Origin of the sequence: Arhodomonas sp. KWT2, from assembly GCF_041949875.1 — a bacterium.
In the GTDB taxonomy this organism is placed as follows: Bacteria; Pseudomonadota; Gammaproteobacteria; order Nitrococcales; family Nitrococcaceae; genus Arhodomonas; species Arhodomonas aquaeolei.
In genome coordinates, this window is the sequence record NZ_JBHFPQ010000051.1 from 297,319 (window position 1) to 321,173 (window position 23,855).

A 23,855-nucleotide genomic window follows, 5' to 3' on the forward strand; every position below is an offset into this window, starting at 1 on the left:
GGTGGCGGCCGCAAATTACGCTTTCCGGCTCATAAAGGGGGAGCCATGGAAATGAGCAAGGCGATTGCCCGAAACGATCTCAGCAGTCTCCCGCTGCATGCCGGCAGCGAGGAGCACTATATCCAGGCGGTCAACCGTATCCCGACGCTCAGCGCCGAGGAGGAACAGGACCTGGCCGCGCGCTACCGCGACGATAACGACCTCGACGCCGCGCGTTACCTGGTAATGTCGCACCTGCGCTTCGTCGTCCATGTGGCGCGGGGCTATACCGGCTACGGCCTGCCCCTCGCGGACCTGATCCAGGAGGGCAACATCGGCCTGATGAAGGCGGTCAAGCGCTTCGACCCCGATGTCGGCGTGCGCCTGGTCTCCTTCGCGGTGCACTGGATCCGCGCCGAGATCCACGAGTTCATCCTGCGCAACTGGCGCATCGTCAAGGTCGCCACGACCAAGGCGCAGCGCAAGCTGTTCTTCAACCTTCGCGGCTCCAAGAAGCGCCTGGGCTGGCTCAACCGCGCCGAGGTCGAGGCCGTGGCGGCGGACCTGGGCGTGAAGCCGGAGACGGTGATGGAGATGGAGTCCCGCCTGTCCGGGCAGGACGTGGGCTTCGACCCGCCGGAGTCCTCGGACGACGAGGACAACGCCCCCCGCGCGCCGGCGGCCTACCTCCAGTACGCCGGCGACGACCCGGCCACCGAGGTCGAGGGCGATGACTGGCGCAGCCACCAGCACGAGGCCCTGACCTCGGCGCTGGCGGAGCTCGACGAGCGCAGCCGCGACATCATCGCGCGGCGCTGGCTCAACGACGGCAAGGCGACCCTGCAGTCCCTGGCGGACCAGTACGGCGTCTCCGCCGAGCGCATCCGCCAGCTCGAGAAGAACGCCCTCGGCAAGCTCCGCGGGGCCATGGGCGGGGCGGCGGCGGCCTGAGTCCGTCGCCGCCCGGCGACGGCGGCATCCTCAGGGGGTGCTGCCGTCGAAGCCCTCCCCCCAGGGCCAGCTCCGCTCGTTGAGACAGCGGAGCAGATCCGCGTCGGTCATCGCCTCCAGCTCCCGCTCGGCCTCCAGCCACGTCGCCGACTCCAGCGGCGCCTGACACGCCCCACCGCCGCTCTGCGGCATGAAAAGCACCATGTGCACCCCGTAGGACTCGCGCCCCACGAAGGCGGTCCAGCTGCGTCCGTCGTCCGCGGTAATCGTTCGCATCGCCCGTCGCTCCACGCCGGCCGTGTATGTCCCCGGGCGCCGGGCCCGGTCCGTCAGGGAATGGACGTCTTTCCCTAGAGCAGCCCGCGCTCGGCGAAGCTCACCACCTCACCGTCGCCGACCACGAAGTGGTCCAGCACCCGCACGTCCACCAGCGCCAGCGCGTCGCGCAGGCGCCGCGTGATCTGCTCGTCCGCCCCGCTCGGTTCCGCGACGCCGGAGGGGTGATTGTGGGCCACGATCACGGCGGCCGCGTTGTGCGCCAGCGCCCGGCGCACCACCTCCCGCGGGTGGACCTGGGCGGCGTCGATGGTGCCGCGGAACAGCTCCTCGAAGGCGATCACCCGGTGACGGTTGTCCAGGAACAGCGCGGCGAACACTTCCGCGGACTGGTGGCGCAGCCGCGCGGTGAGGAACAGCCGCGTATCGCCGGGGCTGGTGAGCGCGTCCCCGCGTACCAGCCGCTCGTGGAGATGGCGCCGGGCCATCTCCAGTACCGCCTGAAGCTGGGCGAACTTCGCCGGCCCCATGCCCGGGTGGGCAGCGAACCGGTCCTGGTCCGCCTCCATGAGCCCGCGCAGCCCGTCGAAGGCCGCGAGCATCTCCCGGGCCACGTCCACCGCCGTGCGCCCCTGCCGTCCGGTGCGCAGGAATATCGCCAGCAGCTCAGCGTCGGAGAGCGCGCCGGCGCCGCGCGCGAGCAGCTTCTCCCGCGGGCGCTCCGCCGCCGGCCAGTCCGTGATCGCCATGCCTCCTCCCTGAGGTCATCGTCCCGTTGTCGCCCAGAGTCTACACGCTCATCCCGCAGGCCCGCACGGCACCGGCGGATGCTTCCCATACCCGGGGCACGCCGGTAATCTGTGCCCATTTGCACGGATAACACCATGCCGCAGCTCACCGGCTGCCGCGTCCTGCTCGGGGTCACCGGCGGGATCGCGGCCTACAAGGCCCCCGACCTGGTACGACGCCTGCGCGAGACGGGCGCCGACGTCCGCGTCGTGCTCACCGCCGGGGCGCGGGCGTTCGTGCAGCCACTGACCTTCCAGGCGGTCTCCGGCCGGCCCGTCCATCACGACCTCCTCGACCCGGATGCCGAGGCGGCTATGGGCCACATCGAGCTGGCGCGCTGGGCGGACCAGGTACTGATCGCGCCGGCGAGCGCGGACTTCATGGCCCGGCTGGCCCATGGCCTCGCCGACGACCTCCTCGCCACCCTGTGCCTGGCCACTGACGCCCCCATCAGCCTCGCCCCGGCGATGAACCGGCTGATGTGGGCCAACGCCGCCACCCGGGCCAACCGCGAGGTGCTGGAGGCCCGCGGCGTCCGGCTCATCGGCCCCGGCGAGGGCTCACAGGCCTGCGGTGAGACCGGCGCCGGGCGGATGCTGGAGCCCGAGGCCATCGTCGCCGCCCTCGCGGTCGGCGACGGCCCACTGACCGGCGAACGGGTGCTGATCACCGCCGGCCCCACCCGTGAGGCCATCGACCCTGTCCGCTACATCAGCAACCGCAGCAGCGGCCGTATGGGCTTCGCCCTGGCGGCCGCCGCGGCCGCCCGCGGCGCGGCGGTCACGGTGGTGGCCGGCCCCTGCGCGGAGCCGACGCCTCCCGGTGTGGAACGCATCGACGTCGAGACCGCCCAGCAGATGCACGAGGCGGTCATGGCACGTGCGGGGACCACCGGGATATTCATCGCCGCCGCGGCGGTCGCCGACTACCGTGTCGCCGAGACGGCGACGCAGAAGATCAAGAAACGCGGCGGCGGGGACGGCCTGACCCTCTCGCTGGTACGCAACCCGGACATCCTCGCCGACGTCGCCGCCCGCGATACCGCCCGGCCCTTCGTCGTGGGCTTCGCCGCCGAGACCGAGACGCTGCACGAGCACGCCGAGGCCAAACGCCGCGACAAGGGCGCCGACATGATCGCCGCCAACTGGGTCGGCCGCCAGGGCAGCGGTTTCGACAGCGAGCGCAACGCCCTGGAAGTGCTCTGGGAGGGCGGGCACACCAGCCTGTCCGACGCCCCCAAGGCCGACCTCGCCAACGCCCTAATGGATCTCATCATCGAGCGATATCATGGACACCGTTGACCTCCGCGTGATCGACCAGCGGCTCGGGCAGGACTGGCCCATGCCCGGCTACGCCACCGCCGGCTCCGCCGGCCTCGACCTGCGCGCCTGCCTGGACACCCCACTGACCCTGGCACCCGGCGAGAGCTCACTCATCCCCAGCGGCATCGCCGTGCACATCGGCGATCCCACCCACGCCGCGGTCGTGCTGCCACGCTCGGGACTCGGCCACAAGCACGGCATCGTGCTGGGCAACCTGGTCGGGCTGATCGACTCCGACTACCAGGGCGAGATCCTGATCTCCTGCTGGAACCGCGGCGAGGCCACCTTTACCGTCGAGCCCGGCGAGCGCATCGCGCAGCTCGTGTTCGTCCCCGTCGCCCGGCCGGCCTTCCGTGTGGTCGACGGCTTCGCCGACAGCGAACGAGGCGAGGGGGGATTCGGCCACTCCGGGCGGCTATAGCCAATGCCCCGGCCACGTCCCCGCATCGGCCTGTCCCGCCGCGGCACCGCGACGGCGCTGACCGGCGTCGGCGCCCTCGTGCTCGCGCTCGTCGCCCTGCTGGCCCTGCTGCCGGCGCTGCTGCGCCCGGACGCGCAGGCCCGGGCGAAAGACGAGGCCGGGCGGATCGCCGCGGACGCCGCGACCCGGCTCGGCAACCGCGTCACCACCGCCCTCGAGCGTGTGGAGGACGCCGGCGACGGGACCGCGCTGCGGAATGCGTTCCCCGCCGCGCAGCGCATCCGGCACATCCCCCCCGCCGGCCTGGCCCCGGCACCCCGTGCGGAGCCACCGGTGGGCTATGCCCTGGCGGAGCAGGTGGCGCGCTGCCTGCGTACCGGCAGGTCGAGCGTGGAGGTCCATCTGCCCGGCTCGGCACGGGCACAGCTCAATCTCGTCGCGGCCGCCGGCAACGACGCGGGGGCGTGGCTGGTGACCCTGCCCGTGTCACGGCTCCTGGACTGGGCCTCCCCCGGCAAGGCCGCCGCCGCGATCCGTCACGGCGATACCGTGCTCGTACAAAGCGGCAGGGTCGACGGACCGAATGCCAGCGCTCCGGTGCCGGGACAGGTCTGGTCGGTGGCGGTACAGCAGCCGCCGCCGCGGCTGCCACTGGACATCCCGGGCGCCTGGCTCGCCGTGCTCGGGCTCGCCGGGCTGGTAACCGGCGGCGCCGGCGCCTACCTTCGCCGGTGCGGCGCACCGGCGGCCGGTCGGGCAACGACGGAAACGGATATCGCACCCGCCGGCCCGGCACCCGGGCCGGCGAAGGCACATCACCCCATCCGGGCGCCCATCCGATCGTCTGCCCCCGGCATCGAGGTTGACGAGGAGATCCCGGCAACATTGCCCCCGGATTCGGCGGACACGCCGTCGGAGGCGCCAGAAGCCGGCACCGTCGACGATGCCGGGGCGGGTGATGAGGCGATTCCGCCCGGCATCCTGCGGGCCTACGACATTCGCGGGATCGTCGGCGAGACCCTCACGCCGGAGATCGTCACCCGCCTCGGCCGCGCGATCGCCGCGACCGCCCGCGAGGCCGGCAACGACACCGTGGTGGTGGGACGGGACGCCCGCCACTCGAGCCCGGAGCTCGCCCGGGCGCTGATCGCAGGGCTGAGCGCCGGCGGCTGCGGTGTGGTCGACGTGGACGCGGTGCCGACGCCGGTCCTGTACTTCGCCGTCCACCGCCTCGGCACCGGGGCCGGGGTAATGGTCACCGGCAGCCACAACCCCCCCGGCTACAACGGCCTCAAGGTGATGATCGGCGGCGAGACGCTGGCCGGTGAGGCGATACGCACCCTCGGCCGTCGGGCGGCCGGCGTCCCCGCCGCCGACACCCCGGGTGAGGTCGGGCACCGGCAGATCACCGAGGACTACATCGACCAGGTGGGTGCCGACATCACGCTCTACCGCCCCCTGCGGGTGGTTGTCGACTGCGGCAACGGCGTTACCGCCGCCCTCGCCCCGGAGCTCTACCGGGCACTGGGCTGCGAGGTCACACCGCTGTTCTGCGAGATCGACGGCGACTTCCCAAACCACCACCCGGACCCGGCAGTGCCGGAAAACCTGGCGACGCTGCAGAAGCGGGTGGTGAACGACGGCGCCGACATCGGCCTGGCGTTCGACGGCGACGGCGACCGTCTCGGCGTGGTGGACAGCGAGGGCACCATCATCTGGCCGGACCGGCAGATGATGCTGTTCGCCCGGGATATCCTGGCCCGGCTGCCGGGCTCGGACATCGTCTTCGACGTGAAGTGCAGCCGCCACCTCGCGGAACTGATCAGCGCCAACGCCGGCGTGCCGGTGATGTCACGCAGCGGCCACTCGCCGATCAAGCAGCGCCGCGCCGAGACCAACGCCCCGCTGGCCGGCGAGATGAGCGGCCACATCGTCCTCGCCGACCGCTGGTACCCGTTCGACGACGCCCTCTACGCGGGCGCACGGCTGCTGGAGCTGCTCTCCTTCGAGGCCGGCCAGAGCAGCGCGGCGCTGTTCGCCGGGCTGCCCGGGGCCGGCGGCGGCGCCGAGCTGCGCGTGCCGGTTGCCGAGGGCGAGGCCGAGGCGGTCATGGCACGGCTGCTGGCGAACACCCACACGGTGCCGGAAGCCGTGCGGGTGACCACCATCGACGGCCTGCGCATCGACTTCGCCGACGGCTGGGGCCTGGTCCGCGCCTCCAACACCGAGCCCGCCCTGACCCTGCGCTTCGAGGGCGACGACGAGGCCGCCCTGGAGCGGATCCGCGAACACTTCCGGGGCCTGCTCGCCGCAGCGGCCCCGGAGCTGGCACCGCCGTTCTGAGCCCCCGGACCCGATTCACGCTGACACGGAGCCTGGAGACCGACACGATGACCGACACCCCCACGCCCCCCGCCCAGGTCGCCCACGTCCTCACCGAGGCACTGCCGTATATCCGGCGCTACCACGGGCGCACCGTCGTGGTGAAGTACGGGGGCAACGCCATGACCGACGAGGCGCTCAAGGGCAGCTTCGCGCGGGACGTGGTGCTGATGAAGCTGGTAGGCATCAACCCCGTGATCGTCCACGGCGGCGGCCCCCAGATCGGCCGGCTGCTCGAGCGCATCGGCAAAGAGACGGAGTTCGTCGAGGGGATGCGCGTCACCGACGCGGAGACCATGGACGTGGTCGAGATGGTCCTCGGCGGCCTGGTCAACAAGGAGATCGTCAGCCTGATCAACAGCCACGGCGGGCGCGCCGTCGGCCTCACCGGCAAGGACGGCGGCTTCATCCACGCCCGCAAGCTCCACATCCAGCGCCCCGGGGCGGCCGAGCGCGAGCCCGAGATCATCGACATCGGCCACGTCGGCGAGGTCGCCTCGATCGACCCGGCACTCGTCTCGCTGCTCGACGGCCAGGACTTCATCCCGGTGATCGCCCCCATCGGGGTGGGCGAGGACGGCAAGACCTATAACATCAACGCCGACCTCGTGGCCGGTCGCCTCGCCGAGACCCTGGGCGCCGAGAAGCTCGTGCTGATGACCAACACCCCCGGCATCCTCGACGGCGAGGGCCGGCTGCTCACCGGTCTGGACGCCGCCCGGGTGGAGCGGCTGATCGCCGACGGCACCATCCACGGCGGCATGCTGCCCAAGGTCCAGTGCGCCCTCGAGGCGGTGGCCGGCGGGGTCGGGGCGAGCACCATCGTCGACGGCCGGGTGGAACACGCGATCCTGCTGGAGCTGTTCACCGACGCCGGTGTCGGCACCCTCATCCACGGCCGCGACGGGGCAGACGCACACCGATCTGGGTGATGCGCTCGCCCTCCATCTCGCGGACCGTGAGCATCACCCCGCCAACGCGGACGCTGTCGCCCTCCGAGGCCTGGTGGCGCAGGCGCCGGCGCACGAACGCACCGACGCTCTCCGCCGCGCCGGCACCGGCGGCGTCGCCACCGAGGTACATCGCCGCGAACGCGCTCATGGGCGCATCCGCGGCCACGGTGAACTCGCCGAAGTAGGCCTGCTCGGCGTCGTCCCTTGCGGTGGCGACGGTATCCACCCAGTGCTGGAAACGCTCCTCCAGTGCCGGCGAGTGCCCGGGCAGAAGCAGGTAGAGCTGATCGCCGGCCTGCAGCGGCAGCTCGGGCTCCGCGGCCACCGGTTCGCCACGGCGGATCACCGCCAGCACCCGCACCCCCGCGGGCGGGTCCAGGTCCGCCACGCAGCCCTGCACCGCGGGCGCCCCCGCCGGGAGCACGCAGGTCACGAGCTCGTGGCCCTTCGGGCGGGTGAGATCCACCCGGTCCATGGCCGGGTGCCGCCGCGGGATGATGAGCCCCAGGCGCCGGGCCAGCGGCGAGACCGTCCAGCCCTGCACCAGCAGCGAGACCAGGACGATGAAGAACACGCGGTTGAACAGCGCCTCCGCCTGGTCCACCCCGGCGATCAGCGGAAACAGGCTGAGCACGATGGGTACCGCCCCGCGCAGGCCGGTCCAGCTCATGAACACGATCTGGCGCGGCTCGAAGCGCAGCGGCAGGAGGCAGACCAGCGTCGCCAGCGGCCGCGCGAGCACGATCAGCACCGCCGCCAGCCCGAGCGCCTCCGCCGCCACCGGGAGCAGCCGCGTGGGCTCGACCAGCAGCCCCAGCAGCAGGAACAGGCCGATCTGGCAGAGCCAGGCCATGCCGTCGTGGAAACGGCGGATTCCGCCCCGTGCCGTGCTCGCCCGATTGCCGACGATCAGCCCGGCGAGATAGGCCGCGAGGAAACCGCTGCCGCCGGCCACCGCCGCGGCGCCGTAGACGGTGAGCCCGCCGGCGAGGGCGAGCAGCGGGTAGAGGCTCGGGGCCAGGCGCAACCGATTGATCAGCGCGGTGAGCAGCCAGCCGCCGCCAAGCCCGGCGGCGGCGCCGAAGGCGATCTGGCGCACCAGCATCAGCGCGAGATCGACGGCCGTCCCCCCCGGCCCCGGGGCGAGCCAGAGGGTCAGCGCGAGGGTGAGGAAGATCGCCAGCGGATCGTTGACCCCGGACTCGATCTCCAGGGTGTTGCGCACCCGCGCGTGCACCTCGATGCCCCGGGCCCGGAGCAGGTAGAACACGGCGGCGGCGTCGGTGGAACTCACCATCGCCGCGAGCAGCGCCGCCGGCCCCCAGTCCAGCCCGAACAGCACCACCCCGGCCACCGCCGTGACCGCGGCGGTGACGAGCACGCCCGCCGTGGCCATGGCGAGCCCGGGCCAGAGCCCGGTGCGGAAGCTCGCGAACGGGGTGTGCAGGCCCCCGTCGAAGAGGATGACCGCGAGCGCCGCCGTCCCGACGAGGTGTGCGTCGGCGACGCTCTCGAAGCTCACCCCGCCCAGCCCGTCCGCGCCGGCGACCATCCCCACACCGAGGAAGACCACCAGCAGCGGCACCCCGCTGCGGTCCGCCGGCACCGTCGCGAGGATACTCACGGCGACGAGCATCCCGCTCAGGAGGATGAACGAGTCGGTGAAGGGCACGCCGCGGCCGCCTAGCCGTCGTCGTCGGTCAGCGCCCGGTAGCGCGCCATGTCCACCTCGAACCGGGCGCGCACACGGGCCTTCTCGCGGCGCTGGCGCTGGATGTACTCGCGCTGGGAGCGCATCTGCTCGCGTACGGAATCGATACGCTCGTAAACCCCCTCCAGGCCGTCACTGCCCTTGCGTTCCATTCCCGCGGCCCGATCGGCGAGCGCCTGGCGACGCTCGTCGAGCCGCTGCAGGCGGTCCCGGGCCAGCGAGATATGCGCCTCGAGGGCATGCAGGCGCTCGTCACGCGCGGCCTTCATGGCCTCAAGGCTGTCATAGGTCCGCAGCAGTATGCGGTCGCGCTCGCGCTGCTCCGCCTCGGCGCGCGCCTGCGCCTCGGCCTGCGCATGCCGCCGGGCGCGGGCGTCCAGCTCCTCGCGCGTGGGCGGCGGCTCGACGCGCTTGACGGTGACGCCGCGGTCCGACTTGATCTCGCGCTCGCGACGGGCGCCGGCCTCATCCGGGGGAATGGAGTCGCTGTAGTGGACATTGCCCTGATCGTCGACCCACTTGTAGGTCTCCGCCCGGGCCGTGGCGACCAGCACCGCCGCGACCAGCAACCCCGCTGCCGCCCTGATCCACATACTCGCACCCCCCTGTCGCGCCGCCTGCCCCTCTGCCATTGTCGGGCAGATGGACGGGGCTGTCAGCCGGCACTCACACCATAGCGCCGGCGGTAGGCGCGCAGGGCGTGGAGGGCCGGTGGCGGCGACGGCTGTGTCTCCAGGTACGCGACCAGGGTGTCCAGGTCGGCGATCGCATGGACCGGCGCACCGTGGTGGGCGGCGACCTCCTGGGCCGCGGAGCGTTCGCCCTCACCGCGCTCCTGGCGGTCCAGGGCGATCACCACGCCCGCCAGGGTGGCTCCGGCCTCCTCGATCAGCGCCACGCTCTCGGCCACCGACGTCCCGGCGGTGATCACGTCATCGATGACGAGTACGCGTCCGCGCAGCGGCGCCCCGACAATGTTGCCGCCCTCGCCGTGATCCTTGGCCTCCTTGCGGTTGAACGCATAGGGCAGGTCCCGGCCATGATGCTCGGCCAGCGCCACGGCGGTGGCCGCCGCCAGCGGGATGCCCTTGTAGGCCGGCCCGAACAACACGTCGAAATCGACGCCCGCCTCCACGATGGCACGGGCGTAGTAGCGTCCGAGCCGGGCCAGGGCGCCGCCGGTGTTGAACAGCCCGGCGTTGAAGAAATAGGGGCTCTCGCGCCCCGACTTGAGCGTGAAGCGGCCGAAGCGCAGCACCTCCCGCTCGTGGGCGAACTCTAGAAACTCGCGCTGGTACTCCTGCATGGATCGCCTACCCGGTGGTGACTCGTTCGAGGGATGGTTGCCGGCGCCCAAGGATATAGCGCCTGCCGGGGATTCCCAAGCGCGTTGCGCCGCACGCGGCACGCTGCCTCCGTGGCGCCGGAGTGGCCCTCGCCCGCACACGACGGCCGCCACCCGCGGACACGGCCATTGACGTACACTCCGGGAACGCCCCCGGCGACTGTGGGTCCAATGAATCATGCCACTGACCGCCTTCCACCCCGCCGTTAACGACTGGTTCCGGGCCGCGCTGGGCGAGCCCACGGCCGCCCAGCGCGGGGCCTGGCCGGCGATCCGTAACGGACACGACACCCTCATCGCCGCCCCCACCGGCTCCGGCAAGACCCTGGCCGCGTTCCTCGCGGCCCTGGACGAGCTGGTGCGCGAGGGCCTGGCCGCCGGGCTGGGCGACGAGACCACGGTACTCTACGTCTCGCCGCTGCGGGCACTGTCCAACGACATTCAGCGCAACCTCCAGGTGCCTCTCGCCGGTATCGGCGAGGCCCTTGCCGCCCGCGGCGACCCCGCCGTGGAGGTGCGTGCGTGGGTGCGCACCGGCGACACCCCGACCGCCGAGCGCGAGCGCATGCGCCGGCACCCGCCGCACATCGTCGTGACCACGCCGGAGTCGCTCTACATCCTGCTCACCTCCGAGTCCGGACGGCGGATGCTCGCGACGGTACGCACGGTGATCGTCGACGAGATCCACGCCCTCGCCGGCAACAAGCGCGGCGCCCACCTGGCGCTCTCGCTGGAACGGCTCGCGCGGCTCACCCCGGGACCGCCCCAGCGCATCGGCCTGTCCGCCACGCAGAAGCCCATCGAGGACATCGCCGCGTTCCTGAGCGGAGAGCGCGGCCGCTGCGAGATCGTGGACACCGGTCACGTGCGCGAGCGCGACCTCGCCGTGGAGGTGCCCGATTCGCCGCTGGCCGCGGTCATGTCCAACGAGGTCTGGGAGGAGATCTACGACCGCCTCGCCGGACACGTGGACGCGCACCGGACCACGCTGATCTTCGTCAACACGCGCCGGCTCGCCGAGCGCGCCGCCCGTCACCTCGCCGAGCGCCTGGGAGACGGCGCCGTGACCGCCCACCACGGCAGCCTGGCCCGCGAGCACCGTCTGGACGCGGAGCAGCGCCTCAAGCGCGGCGAGCTGCGCGCGCTGGTGGCGACGGCATCGCTGGAGCTCGGCATCGACATCGGCGAGGTCGACCTGGTCTGCCAGCTCGGCTCGCCCCGGGGCATCGGCGCCGTGCTCCAGCGCGTGGGCCGTTCCGGCCACGGCCTCGGCCGCCTGCCCAGGGGCCGCCTCTTCCCCCTCTCCCGCGACGACCTGGTGGAGTGCACCGCCCTGCTCGACTGCGTACATCGCGGCGAGCTCGACCGCATCCACATCCCCGACGCACCACTGGACGTCCTCGCCCAGCAGATCGTCGCCGAGACCGCGGCCGCCGGCGAATGGGGCGAGCAGGCCCTGTACGAAGCATTCGCCGCCGCCTGGCCATACCGGGGACTCACCCGCGAGACGTTCACCGGGATCGTGCGCATGCTCGCCGAGGGGATCACCACCCGTCGCGGGCGTCGCGGCGCCTACCTCCACCGCGATGCCGTCAACGCCCGGCTGCGCCCGCGCCGCAGTGCACGCCTGGTGGCCCTGACCAACGGTGGCGCGATCCCGGACCAGTTCGACTACGACGTCCTCCTCCAGCCGGAGGGGCTGCGGGTGGGTTCTGTGAACGAGGACTTCGCCTTCGAGAGCGTGCCCGGTGACGTCTTCCAGCTCGGCAACACCGCCTATCGCATCCTCAAGGTGGAATCCGGGCGCGTGCTCGTGGAGGACGCCGGGGGCATGCCGCCCAACCTGCCGTTCTGGTTCGGCGAGGCACCGGCGCGCAGCGAGGAGCTCTCGGCGGCGGTCTCACGCCTGCGCGCCGACGTCGACCAGCGGCTCGCGGCATCGGACAACGACCCCGGACCGGTGCGCGAGTGGCTGATGGACGCCCACGGCCTGCCGGCGGGCGCCGCGGCACAGCTCGCCGACTACCTGGCCATCGCCCGTGTCGCCCTCGGCGTCGTGCCGACCCGGGCGCAGCTCGCCATGGAGCGTTTCTTCGACGAGGCCGGCGACATGCACCTCGTGATCCACTCGCCGTACGGCTCGCGCATCAACCGCGCCTGGGGGCTCGCGCTACGCAAGCGCTTCTGCCGGCGTTTCAACTTCGAGCTCCAGGCCGCCGCCCTCGAGGACAGCATCGTGCTCTCCCTGGGCCCCACCCACAGTTTCCCCCTCGACGAGGTCGCCCGTTACCTGGCGAGCGACAACGCTCGGGAGGTCCTCACCCAGGCGCTGCTCGACGCGCCGCTGTTCGCCACGCGCTGGCGCTGGGTGGCGACCGTCTCGCTGGCCGTCAGGCGCAGCCACGGCGGCCGCCGACGGCCGGCGCAGCTGCAGCGCCAGGACGCCGAGGACCTGCTCTCGGTGGTCTTCCCGGACCAGCTCGCCTGCGCCGAGAACCTCGCCGGCGCCCGCGAAATCCCCGAACATCCGCTGGTCACCCAGACGCTCCACGACTGCCTGGCCGGGAGCCTGGACGTCGACGGCCTGGAGGCATTGCTCAAACGGCTGGAACGCGGCGAGGTCACGGTCACCACCCGCGACCTCGCCGCCCCCTCGCCCCTCGCGGAGGAGGTGATCAACGCCCGCCCTTACGCCTTCCTGGACGACGGCGCCCAGGAGGAGCGCCGCACGCTCAGCATCGCCGGCAATACCACCCCCGGCTCCCCGGAGACCTGGGCGCGGCCGGACGCCGCCGCCGTCGCACGGGTGTGCGCCGAGGTCTGGCCCCGGCCCCGGGACGCCGACGAGCTCCACGACGCCCTGGTCACCTATGGCTTCCTCACCGCCGATGAAGGCACCGCCGGCGAGTGGCGCACCCTCTTCGAACAGCTCGCCACCGAACAGCGCGCCGGCGCCGTCTCCGTCCCCGGCGGCGGGACGCTGTGGGTGGCGGCGGAGCGCCTCGTGGAGATGCAGGCCCTGTATCCGGACACCCCCGCCAACCCGGCCATCGATGCCGTGGGCACGCCCCCGGCGGACGCCGACGCCGCGCTCACCGAGCTGCTGCGCTCGCGCCTGGAGGGGCTGGGACCGGTCACCGCCGCCGGGCTCGCGGCACCGCTGGGCGTCGACGACACGCGCGTGGCGGCGTCGCTCGCCCGGCTGGAAACCGAGGGCTTCGCGATCCAGGGCCGCTTTACCGCCGATGCCGGGGCGGTGCAGTGGTGCGAGCGCGGGCTGCTCGCGCGCATCCAGCGATACAGCCTGCAGCGCCGCCGCAGCCGTGCCGAGCCCGTTGCGCCCCGGCGCTACCTGCGCTTTCTCGTCGACTGGCACGGCCTCGGCGAGCGCGGCGAGGGGGTGGAGACACTCGCCGGCGCGCTGGAACAGCTCGAGGGCTTTCCCGTACCGGCCCGCGCGTGGGAGGGCGACCTGCTGCCCGCCCGAGTGGCGGACTACACCGGCAGCCAGCTCGACCAGCTGCTCACCACCGGCCGTTTCGCCTGGCTGCGACTCAACCCGCCGCGCGCCGGCGACGACGGCCGCCGCCACGCCGCCCCCGTCCGGAACACACCCATCTCACTGATAGAGCGTGAGAATCTGGTCCACTGGCGGACCGTGATCCCGGCGCCGCAGGCGGGAGAGACGATCCTTTCCGGCGGGGCCGAGCGGGTGCTCGCCGCCCTGCGCGAACACGGTGCCTCATTCTTCGCCGACCTGGTCGCCGCAACGGGCATGCTCCGCACCCAGGTCGAGGAGGCCCTTGCCGAGCTCGTCGCCGTGGGTCTGGTCACGGCGGATACCTTCGATGGGCTACGCGCGCTCATCGCCCCGAGTCACAAGCGCCCGTCGTTCGCACCCCGCGGCCGGCGCCGCCGGCGTACCGCGCCGGGCGTGGACGCCGCCGGGCGCTGGGCGGCGCTGCCGGGATCCGCACCAGGCACCGACGAACGCCGGCGCATGACCGACCTCGCCACCCTGGAGCACATCGCCCGGGTGCTGCTGCGTCGCTACGGTGTGGTCTTCCGCCGGGTACTGGCCCGCGAGCAGGCACTGCCGCCGTGGCGGGAGCTGCTCTACGTCTTCCGGCTGCTGGAGGCCCGTGGCGAGGTCCACGGTGGCCGTTTCGTCGACCAGTTCGCCGGCGAGCAGTTCGCCCATCCCGACGCGGTGGGGGCGCTCGCGCGCTACCGCCATGCCGAACCGGACGACACCCTCGTGGTGATCTCCGCGGCGGATCCGGTGAACCTGATGGGCATCGTCACCCCAGGTGGACGGATCCCGGCCTCCCCCGCCAACCGCATCCTCCTGCGCGACGGCGCCCCCGTCGCCGCACAGATCGGGGGCGAGGTCCACTACCTGGAGACGCTCCCCCCCGAGGCCCAGTGGGACGCGCGCACGCGGCTGGTACGGCGGGCGGGATAAGCGACAGGGCGCGAGGAAGCAGGGACGGCCTGACGGGGCGCCGTGCCCCATACGGCCGGGCCGGCCCCGGTATGCCCCGCGCTTTCCGCTCCGGGGTTGCCGCCCCTACCCGGTGTTGCGCATACCCGCGGCGATGCCGTTGATGCAGACCATCAGTGGCGGCAGCAGCGCCTCCTCGCGGCCGTGGCGCACGCGGTCGAGGAGCTCCACCTGGATCAGGTTGAGCGGGTCGACGTAAGGGTTGCGCACCGCCACCGAGCGCTGCACCACGGGGAAGTCCTCCAGCGGCGCCTCGTGGCCGGTGACCGCGAGCACCCCGTCGAGGGTCCGGTCGTACTGCCCGCGCAGCCGCTCGCCCAGCCCGCGCAGCGGCTCCGGCACCAGCCGCGCGTCGTACCAGGCGGCCACCTGCGGGTCGCCCTTGGCGAGCACCATCTCGACCATGTCCAGGAACGCGCGGAAGAACGGCCACTGGCGGTACATCTCGCGCAGGGTCTCGCCATCCTCCGCGAGTCCCTCCGCCAGGGCCTCGCCCACGCCGAGCCAGGCCGGCAGCAGCAACCGCGTCTGCGTCCACGAGAAGATCCAGGGGATCGCCCGCAGGCTCTCCACGCCGCGGGTCGGCTTGCGCCGCGCCGGGCGACTGCCGATGGTCAGCATCCCGATCTCGTGCTCCGGGGTGGCGTGGCGGAAGTAGTCGATGAACTCCGGGGTCTCGCGCACCAGGCCGCGGTAGGTATCCCGTGCGGTGGCGGCGAGACGGTCCATGAGCGTCCGCCAGTCGTCCTGCGGGGAGGCCGGCGGGCACAGCGAGGCCTCCAGCACCGCGGTGGTGTAGAGCTCGAGGTTGCGCTGGGCGATGCCCGGCAGCCCGAACTTCGCCTGGATCACCTCGCCCTGCTCGGTCACCCGCAGCCGCCCCTCCACGCTGCCCGGGGGCTGGGATAGGATGGCGGCGTGGGTGGGGCCGCCACCACGGCCGATGGACCCGCCACGGCCGTGGAACAGCGTCAGTCGGACGCCCTGGCGCCGGGCCAGCGCCACCAGCCGCTCCTGGGTCTGGTAGAGCGCCCAGGCGGCGGTGAGGTGCCCGGCGTCCTTGCCCGAATCGGAGTAGCCGATCATCACCTCCTGGTGACCCTGGATGCGCTCGCGGTACCAGGGGATCTCCAGCAGACGCTCCATGGTGGCCTCGGCGGCCTCCAGGTCGTCCAGGGTCTCGAACAGCGGCACCACGCGCAGGAAGTGCCGCACCCCCGCCTCCTTCTGCAGCAGCTCGACGGCGAGGATGTCCGACGGGCGCGCGGCCATGGAGATCACGTAGGCACCGAGGGAATCCGGCCCCATCTCCGCCATCACGGCGAAGGTGTCGAGCACCTCGCGGACCTCCTCGTCCGGCTGGAACTCCCGCGGCACCAGCGGCCGGCGGCTGGAGAGCTCGCGGATAAGGAAGGCCTGGCGGTCGTCCTCGTCCCACTCGTGGTAGCTGCCCAGGCCCAGCTCCCGGGTGATGGCATCCAGGGCATCGTTGTGGCGCCCGGCCTCCTGGCGCACGTCCACGCGCATCAGGGTCAGGCCGAACACGGACAGCCGCCGGATCAGGTCCAGTAGCCGGCCCTCGGCGACCACGCCGGCACCGCACGCCTGCAGGGAGTGATAGCAGGTCAGAAGCGGCTCGCGCAGCTCCTCCGCATAGCGGTAGACGGGCGCGTCCGCCGGCCGCTCGCCGGCGAGGCGGGCGTCGATCCAGGCGCGGGTGTCGCGCAGACGCTGGCGAACGTCCTTGAGGACCTGGCGGTACGGCTCCCAGGCTGCGCCGGAGGCGCGCTGGAGCTCGTCGTCGGCACACTGCAGCGACAGCTCGGTGATCAGCCGGCCGACCTCCTGCTCGTAGAGCTGGACGGCCATCCAGCGGTTGAGCAGGCAGACCTCACGGGTAACCGTGGCGGTGACCCGGGGGTTACCGTCGCGGTCGCCCCCCATCCAGGAGCCGAAGCGGATGGGTGCGGCATCCAGCGGCAGGTGCTCGCCGGTACGCCGGTAGACCTGGCGGTCGAGCCGGCGGAGGTAGCGCGGGATGACGTCCCAGAGGGTCTGCTCGATCACCGCCAGCCCCCAGCGTGCCTCGTCCTGGGGGCGCGGGCGCTGGCGGCGAATCTCGTCGGTGTACCAGGCCGCGGTGATCTCGCGGCGCAGCGACTGGTGGACCTCCTCGATCTCCTCGGGGATGGGGTCGAGACGGTCCTGCTGGTCCAGCAGCTCGGCGATGCGGTTGTACTTCTGCAGGAGGGTGCGACGGCTGACCTCGGTGGGATGGGCGGTCAGCACCAGCTCGATGGACAGGTCACACACGGCCTGGTGGAGCCGCTCGCCGTCGACCTCGCCGCTCAGGCGCTCGAAGCTCTCCTCCAGCGAGCCGCGCAGCGGTGCGGAATCCGGGTCGCGCAGCCACGTCCGGCTACGGCGCACCCGGTGGTGCTGCTCGGCGATGTTGGCGAGGTTGAGGAACTGCGAGAACGCGCGCACCACCGGCATGATGTGCTCGTCCGGCAGCTCGGCGAGCATGCGCTCCAGCGCCTGCGCGGCCTCCGCGTCGCCGGCGCGTGCCTCCTTGGACAGACGCCGGACCTCCTCGACGACGTGGAAAACGGACTCGCCGGCCTGCTCGTAGAGCGTGCTGCCGAGCAGCCCGCCGAGCTGGCGGATGTCCTCGCGGAGCGGCGCATCGGTGCGCTTGTCGTTCATTCTCTTCTCCCCCTGGGCGGACGTATTATCCAGCCTACCCCGAACATGACTCCCCCCTCATCCCGGCGTCCCCGTCCACGCCGGCCCGGCACCGGGCGCGCGGACCGGCGTCGCCGCCGGCAGGCTCACGGGGCCACACACAGAAACGCCCGGGCGCACGCGGCACCCGGGCGTTCGGTACCGCCAGGGGCGGTGGGGGCCTACTCCGGCAGGCCGAACTGCTCGACGGCGGCGAAGATGTCCGTGTCGGAGATGATGCCCACCGGGCGCTCGTTCTCCACCACGACCACGCGACGGATGTTCTCCTTGCTCATCTTCTCCGCACACTCCTGCAGGCCCATATCCCCCGGCACGGTGACCAGCGGCTTGGAGGCCACCTCGCTGACCCGGGCGTCCGACGGACGGCGGCCGGCGGAGATGATGCGCGAGAGGACGTCGCGCTGGGTCATGATGCCCCAGGCACCGTCGTCCCCCGGCTCGCAGATCACCGAGCTGATGTGGCGCTCACGCATCAGGTGCATGGCGTCCTCCACGGAGGTGGCCGCGGCCACGGAGACCGGCTCCGGGTTCATCATCTCGCGCACGCTCTGCGGCGTACGCCCGGAGGCGATCATCTCCTCCAGCGGCGAGGCCACGCGGCGCAGCTCGCGGACCTTGCGGTCGTGCTCGATGGCCTCCTCGCGCTCCTGCTGGTACTTGGCGAGGTCGATGCGGCCCTGCATCTGCTCGATGATCGCGTCGGCGAACTGGCTGGTCTTGACCTCGGTCGCGCCCTCGATCTGGCGGGCGAAGTCGTAGGTCACGATGCCGGTGGTGACCACCTTCTGATAGGCCGCGCGGATTAGGTCCGCCGCCTCGGTCCAGCCGAGGTAGTCGAGCATCATCACGCCGGAGAACAGCAGCGAGCCCGGGTTGACCTTGTCCTGGTTGGCGTACTTCGGCGCGGTGCCGTGGGTGGCCTCGAACACGGCCACGTGGTCGGACATGTTCGCCCCCGGCGCGATACCAACGCCGCCGACCTCCGCGGCGATGGCGTCGGAGAGGTAGTCGCCGTTGAGGTTCATGGTGGCGAGCACGTCGAACTCGTTGGGCCGCAGCAGCATCAGCTGAAAGATGATGTCGGCGATGCGGTCCTTGATGACGATCTTGCCCTCGGGGCGTTTGCCGCCGTAGGTGGAGTAGAGCTCCTCCTCGGTGATGGTGACGTCGCCGAACTCCTCCTTGGCGACCTCGTAGCCCCACTGGCGGAAGGCGCCCTCCGTGAACTTCATGATGTTGCCCTTGTGGACAAGGGTCACGCTCTCACGGTTGTTGTCGACGGCGTACTGGATGGCCTTGCGCACCAGGCGCTTGGAACCGAAGGGGCTGATCGGCTTGACGCCGAGGCCGGCGTCGTCGAAGAAGGTCTCGCCCATTTCCTCCTTGAGGAACTTCGCGACCTTCCTGTTCTCCTCGCTGCCGGACTGGTACTCGATGCCGGCGTAGACGTCCTCGGTGTTCTCGCGGAAGACGACCACGTCCACGTCCTCGGGCTTGCGCAGCGGCGAGGGCACGCCATCATAATGCCGCACCGGGCGCACGCAGGCGTAGAGGTCGAGCTTCTGGCGCAGGGCCACGTTGAGCGAGCGGAAACCGCCCCCGACCGGCGTGGTCAGCGGGCCCTTGATGGAGACGATGAGGTCCTGGAGCGCGGCCTGGGTCTCCTCGGGGAAGTAGTCGCCGTCGTAAAGGCCGGCAGCCTTTTCACCCATGTAGAGCTCGGCCCAGTGGATCCGGCGCTGACCGTTGTAGGCCTGCTCGACCGCGGCGTCCCAGATACGCATGCTCGCGCGGGTGATGTCCGGGCCGATGCCGTCCCCCTCGACGTAACCGAGAACCGGGTTGTCCGGCACGGAGATCTTGCCGTCGACGACCTTTATCTTTTCACCCGATTCCGGATACTGGATGTGCTGGGTCATGAATAACCTCCCTAGAGACATTGGGGCGGCGCCGGCTTCTGGCCTTTGCCCGGGGGCATGCGCCCGCCCATCGTGGTCCGGTTGCATCGAAGGCGGCCCGACAGCCGATACCGCCGGGGTTGTCCCCCCCGATCGGGGTCGGCCGGGCGCGCCCGGATTCCGCGCTCTCGAAGCGCGCCATTTTCGCCGACCAGCCCCCTCCGTTCAAGAAATTGCTGATTTTGATGCGTAGAATCACGATGATGGGCGTTGGAGTGCATTCACGGTTGGTGCGGTGCAGCGCCGCCGGTGAACGCGCCCCGCCGGCCTCACCCCACACAGAACAGCTCAGGGAGTCCCCGTCATGCAGGACGTAGTCGTTGTCAGCGGTGTCCGCACCCCCGTCGGCAGTTACGGCGGTGCACTCAAGGACGTCCCCCTCGGCGAGCTCGCCGCCTCGGTGGTGCGCGAGTCGGTCGCCCGTGCCGGCGTCTCGCCGGAGGCGGTGGGGCATACGGTCTTCGGCAATGTCATCCACACCGAGCCGCGGGACATGTACCTCGCCCGGGTCGCCTCCGTGAACGGCGGCCTGCCCGTGACCACGCCGGCGCTCACCCTCAACCGCCTGTGCGGCAGCGGCCTGCAGGCCATCCTCACCGCCGCGGACTACATCCGCACCGGCGATGCCGACTGCACCGTCGCCGGCGGCGGCGACGCCATGAGCCGCGCCCCCTACTGGCTGCCGAGCGGCCGCTGGGGTCAGCGCATGGGCGACGGGCAGATGCTCGACGCCATGGTCGGCGCGCTGACCGACCCGTTCGACAAGTGCCACATGGGCATCACCGCCGAGAACGTCGCCGAGAAGTGGGGGATATCCCGCGAGGACCAGGATGCCCTCGCCACGGAGAGCCACCGCCGCGCGGCGGCCGCCATCGACGCCGGCCACTTCCGCGAGCAGATCCTTCCGGTGGAGATCCGCGGGCGCAAGGGCACGGTCACCGTGGACACCGACGAGGGCCCGCGCCGGGACATCGACACCGAGCGCATGGCCGCGATGAAGCCCGTGTTCAAGCGCGACGGCGGCACCGTCACCGCCGGCAACGCCTCGACACTCAACGACGGCGCCGCCGCGGTGGTGCTCGCCTCCCGCGAGGCCGCCGAGCGCCAGGGCCTGAAACCGCGGGCGCGGCTGGTCGCCGGCACCGTGGCCGCCGTGGACCCCAGGTACATGGGCATCGGCCCGGTCCCCGCCGTGCGCCAGCTCCTCGAGCGCACCGGCGTGGCCACCGGCGACGTGGACACCTGGGAGATCAACGAGGCCTTCGCCGCGCAGGCCCTCGCGGTGGTGCGCGACCTCGGGCTGGACCCGGCACGGGTGAACCCCAACGGCAGCGGCATCTCCCTTGGCCACCCCATCGGCGCCACAGGGGCCATCCTCACGGTCAAGGCGATCCACGAGCTGGAGCGCATCTGTGGGCGCTATGCCGTGGTGACCATGTGCATCGGCGGCGGCCAGGGCATAGCCGCGCTGTTCGAGCACCTGGACTGACCGTCCCGGAGACTCCGTCGCGCCCCGGGGCACGGACCGGCACCCGGCCCTTGCCCCGGGGATATGCCGACGCGGGCACCACCTGTAGTAGGCTCCGCCCATGAGCATGGACAACGCCCCCAAGCCCCTGCGCGACGCCTTCGACGCCCTGCCCGAGGCCCTCCGGGACGGGGTCGCGGAGCCGCTGGAGACCCTGCTCGCCGAACGCGGCGCGCCGGACGACGCCCGGGTCCAGGCCTCGCTGCCCCTGGTCTGGGCGACCAGCCCCTTCGTGGCCCGGGTCTGCATCCAGCGCCCCGAGACGCTTGCCGCGCTGACAGCCCCGGCCCCGCTCGCGGAGGCGCGCACCCTCGATACCTACCGCGAACGCCTCGACGGCGCCATCGCGGACGCCGACGGCGCGGAGGCGCTGCAGCGCGCCCTGCGCCGCTTCCGCGACGTGGAGATGGCGCGTATCGCCTGGCGGGACCTCGCCGGCATCGCACCCCTGGAGGAGACCCTCGGCGAGCTCTCCGGCCTCGCCGAGGCCTGCATCGACCGTACCCTCGCCCACCTCTACGAGCGTCGCTGCGCGCTCTGGGGCGTGCCGCGCAACGCCGACGGCGAGGCCCTGCGGATGAGCGTGATCGGCATGGGCAAGCTCGGCGGCGGCGAGCTCAACTTCTCCTCGGATATCGACCTGATCTTCGCCTTCCCCGAAGCGGGCGAGACCGACGGCCGGCGCCCGCGGGCGAACGAGGAGTTCTTCAACCGCCTCGGCCAGGAGCTGATCGCCGCGCTGGACCGGCAGACACCGGACGGCCAGGCCTTCCGGGTGGACATGCGCCTGCGCCCCTTCGGCAGCTCCGGCCCGCTGGCAAGCAGCTTCAACGCCCTCGAGCTCTACTACCAGAACCAGGGCCGGGAGTGGGAACGCTACGCCATGATCAAGGCGCGGATCGTCGGCGGTGACTACGAGCGCGGGGCGACCCTGCTCGCGGCCCTGAGGCCGTTCGTCTATCGCCGCTACCTCGACTACGGCGCCTTCGAGAACCTGCGCGAGATGAAGGCCCTGGTCGACCGCGAGGTCCGGCGCCGGGGCATGGCGGACAACATCAAGCTCGGCCGCGGCGGCATCCGCGAGATCGAGTTCATCGTCCAGGCCTTCCAGCTCATCCGCGGCGGCCAGGAGCCGGCCCTGCAGGGGCGCTCGCTGCTGGAGATGCTCTCGCGACTCGCCGAGCACGACCAGATCCCCGCGCACACCCGCGACGAGCTCGCCGAGGGCTATGCCTTCCTGCGCCGCAGCGAGAACCGGCTGCAGGCGATGTACGACAGCCAGACCCACCAGCTTCCGGACGATCCCCTGGACGGCGCCCGGCTCGCCCTCGCCATGGGCTACCCGGATTACGACACCTTCACCGCCGCGCTGGAGGGCTGGCGCGCCCGGGTGCAGGCCCACTTCGACCAGGTCTTCGTCGCCCCCCAGGAGGCCGGCGAGGCCGATGCCGGGGCCACCGACTTCGGCGACGTCTGGAACGCCACCCTCGACGACGACGAGACCGACGAGTTCCTCCACGACGCCGGCTTCGCCCACCCCTCGCGCGGCCGCGAGCGCATCGCCGCCCTGCGCGAGGGCCACACCGCACGCTCGCTCTCGGCCCGCGGCCGGGGCCGGCTCGACCGGCTCATGCCCATGCTGCTGCAGGCCGTCTCCGGCCAGCCCGGCCCGGACGCCACCCTGGAGCGGGTGCTCTCGCTGCTGGAGACGGTGGCCCGGCGCACCGTCTACCTGGCGCTGCTCAGCGAGAACCCGATGGCGCTGTCCCAGCTCGTGCAGCTATGCAGCGCCAGCCCCTGGATCGCGCGGCTGCTCGCACGCCACCCGGTGCTCCTCGACGAGCTCCTCGACCCGCGCACGCTGTACACGCCGCTGCGCCGCGAGGCCCTGGCCGGGGAGCTCGCCGCACGCATGGCCCGGGTCGACGACGACGACCTCGAGCGCCAGATGGAGGAGCTGCGCCACTTCCGCCAGGCCAACGTCCTGCGCGTGGCCGCCGCGGACCTCGCCGAGGCGATCCCGATCATGGTGGTCAGCGACTACCTCACCGACATCGCCGAGGTGGTGGTCGAGGAGGTCCTGCGCGTCGCCTGGTACCACGTCAGCCGCCGTTTCGGTGAGCCCACCGGCTTGGTGGACGGCGAGCACGTGCGCCAGGGCTTCGCGGTGCTCGCCTACGGCAAGCTCGGCGGCATCGAGCTCGGCTACGGCTCGGACCTGGACCTGGTGTTCGTCAACGACGCCCGCGGCGAGGCGCTGCACACCGACGGCGAGAAGAGCGTGGAGAACGCGGTATTCTTCGCCCGCCTCGCCCAGCGCATCATTCACATCCTGGCCACCACCACCCCCGGCGGCATCCTCTACGAGGTGGACACGCGGCTGCGCCCCAGTGGCAAGTCGGGGCTGCTCGCCACCAGCCTCGACGCCTTCGCCACCTACCAGCGCGACAACGCCTGGACCTGGGAGCACCAGGCCCTGGTGCGCGCCCGGGTGGTCGCCGGAGACACTGACCTCGGCAAGCGCATCGAGGCGCTGCGCCGCGAGATCCTCACCCGCCCGCGCGACCCCGAGGCACTGCGCGGCGAGGTCGCCGCCATGCGCGAGCGCATGCGCCGTGCCAAGGCCTCCGGCGACGAGGACGTCTTCGACCTCAAGAACGACCGTGGCGGTATCGCGGATATCGAATTTATGGTCCAATATGGGGTCCTTGCCGGAGCCCATGACAACCCCGGCCTGCTGCGATTCACGGACAATATCCGCCTGCTCGGCGAGCTCTCCCGCGACGACGGTCTCGTCGGCGAGGACGACGCGGAGACCCTGGCCGAGGCCTACCGGGTATTCCGCGCGGAGATCCATCGGCTGACGCTCCAGGAGCTGCCCGCCCGGGTTCCCGCCGAGCGCTTCCGGACGCAGCGCGAAGCGGTCACGGCGCTGTGGTCGCGGATCATGGGCGCGGCGCATACCCCGGAACCGGGCGAGACCACATAGAG

15 protein-coding genes and 1 pseudogene are annotated in these 23,855 nt (G+C 72.0%); 8 read left to right on the forward strand and 8 right to left on the reverse strand.

The features are described 5' to 3' along the window. Positions 1–51 precede the first annotated feature (51 nt). Positions 52–930, forward strand: a complete 879-nt coding sequence (gene rpoH / locus ACEZHJ_RS16800) for an RNA polymerase sigma factor RpoH (protein WP_259200004.1) — start codon at positions 52–54, stop codon at positions 928–930. Between the two features lie 30 nt (positions 931–960). Here the strand turns inward: rpoH and ACEZHJ_RS16805 are convergent, their stop codons facing one another. Together ACEZHJ_RS16805 and radC are read right to left on the reverse strand one after the other, a co-directional pair. Continuing rightward, positions 961–1,206, reverse strand: a complete 246-nt coding sequence (locus ACEZHJ_RS16805) for a hypothetical protein (protein ID WP_163143632.1) — start codon at positions 1,204–1,206, stop codon at positions 961–963. A 74-nt stretch (positions 1,207–1,280) separates the two neighbouring features. Continuing rightward, positions 1,281–1,955 carry a DNA repair protein RadC gene (gene radC, locus ACEZHJ_RS16810; RefSeq protein WP_259200007.1) on the reverse strand — a complete coding sequence of 225 codons (675 nt, stop codon included), beginning with the start codon at positions 1,953–1,955 and terminating at the stop codon, positions 1,281–1,283. Positions 1,956–2,090: 135 nt separating this feature from the next. On the opposite strand from radC, the gene coaBC reads away from it, so the two are divergent. The 4 genes from coaBC to argB are packed head-to-tail and all read left to right on the forward strand — an operon-like array spanning position 2,091 to position 7,052. Continuing rightward, positions 2,091–3,296, forward strand: coding sequence for a bifunctional phosphopantothenoylcysteine decarboxylase/phosphopantothenate--cysteine ligase CoaBC (gene coaBC, locus ACEZHJ_RS16815; RefSeq protein ID WP_375036724.1), 1,206 nt, complete (start codon positions 2,091–2,093; stop codon positions 3,294–3,296). After that, positions 3,283–3,738: a dUTP diphosphatase gene (gene dut, locus ACEZHJ_RS16820; RefSeq protein ID WP_163143931.1), complete on the forward strand. Its 456-nt coding sequence runs from the start codon at positions 3,283–3,285 to the stop codon at positions 3,736–3,738. The genes coaBC and dut overlap by 14 nt, the downstream gene beginning before the upstream one ends. A 3-nt stretch (positions 3,739–3,741) precedes the next feature. After that, positions 3,742–6,081: a phosphomannomutase/phosphoglucomutase gene (locus ACEZHJ_RS16825; RefSeq protein ID WP_375036725.1), complete on the forward strand. Its 2,340-nt coding sequence runs from the start codon at positions 3,742–3,744 to the stop codon at positions 6,079–6,081. Between the two features lie 47 nt (positions 6,082–6,128). Beyond that, a complete protein-coding gene (argB, locus tag ACEZHJ_RS16830; protein WP_163139651.1) occupies positions 6,129–7,052 on the forward strand; it encodes an acetylglutamate kinase in 924 nt (307 codons plus the stop codon). Here argB and ACEZHJ_RS16835 read toward each other — a convergent pair. The 3 genes from ACEZHJ_RS16835 to pyrE all read right to left on the reverse strand — a co-directional run bounded on the left by ACEZHJ_RS16835 (position 7,009) and on the right by pyrE (position 10,090). Continuing rightward, positions 7,009–8,745 carry a potassium/proton antiporter gene (locus ACEZHJ_RS16835; RefSeq protein WP_375036726.1) on the reverse strand — a complete coding sequence of 579 codons (1,737 nt, stop codon included), beginning with the start codon at positions 8,743–8,745 and terminating at the stop codon, positions 7,009–7,011. The two genes, argB and ACEZHJ_RS16835, sit on opposite strands and share 44 nt — an antisense overlap. Before the next feature lie 11 nt (positions 8,746–8,756). Further along, positions 8,757–9,377: a DUF4124 domain-containing protein gene (locus ACEZHJ_RS16840; RefSeq protein ID WP_163139649.1), complete on the reverse strand. Its 621-nt coding sequence runs from the start codon at positions 9,375–9,377 to the stop codon at positions 8,757–8,759. Positions 9,378–9,439: 62 nt separating this feature from the next. Continuing rightward, positions 9,440–10,090 (reverse strand): orotate phosphoribosyltransferase, encoded by a 651-nt coding sequence (gene pyrE, locus ACEZHJ_RS16845; RefSeq protein ID WP_163139647.1) that lies wholly within the window; start codon positions 10,088–10,090, stop codon positions 9,440–9,442. A gap of 217 nt (positions 10,091–10,307) precedes the next feature. Between pyrE and ACEZHJ_RS16850 the strand changes: the two genes are divergently transcribed. Further along, complete coding sequence (locus ACEZHJ_RS16850; protein ID WP_205599779.1) at positions 10,308–14,594, forward strand: DEAD/DEAH box helicase; 4,287 nt, start codon at positions 10,308–10,310, stop codon at positions 14,592–14,594. 105 nt (positions 14,595–14,699) lie between these two features. Here ACEZHJ_RS16850 and ppc read toward each other — a convergent pair whose 3' ends face one another. From ppc to icd, 3 genes and pseudogenes are all read right to left on the reverse strand, one after another. Further along, positions 14,700–17,339, reverse strand: coding sequence for a phosphoenolpyruvate carboxylase (ppc, locus tag ACEZHJ_RS16855; protein ID WP_018716591.1), 2,640 nt, complete (start codon positions 17,337–17,339; stop codon positions 14,700–14,702). Between the two features lie 200 nt (positions 17,340–17,539). Next, positions 17,540–18,061, reverse strand: a complete 522-nt coding sequence (locus tag ACEZHJ_RS16860) for a CBS domain-containing protein (RefSeq protein ID WP_310504214.1) — start codon at positions 18,059–18,061, stop codon at positions 17,540–17,542. Next, positions 18,059–19,297: pseudogene (gene icd / locus ACEZHJ_RS16865) on the reverse strand (isocitrate dehydrogenase (NADP(+))); the annotation flags it as partial. The pseudogene icd and the gene ACEZHJ_RS16860, both read right to left, overlap by 3 nt. Before the next feature lie 343 nt (positions 19,298–19,640). Here icd and ACEZHJ_RS16870 point away from each other — a divergent pair. Both ACEZHJ_RS16870 and glnE read left to right on the forward strand, forming a co-directional pair. Beyond that, complete coding sequence (locus ACEZHJ_RS16870) at positions 19,641–20,825, forward strand: acetyl-CoA C-acyltransferase family protein (RefSeq protein WP_163139643.1); 1,185 nt, start codon at positions 19,641–19,643, stop codon at positions 20,823–20,825. A gap of 100 nt (positions 20,826–20,925) precedes the next feature. Further along, entirely contained in the window at positions 20,926–23,853 is a 2,928-nt protein-coding gene (gene glnE / locus ACEZHJ_RS16875) for a bifunctional [glutamate--ammonia ligase]-adenylyl-L-tyrosine phosphorylase/[glutamate--ammonia-ligase] adenylyltransferase (RefSeq protein ID WP_371807606.1), read from the forward strand. Positions 23,854–23,855: the final 2 nt, after the last annotated feature.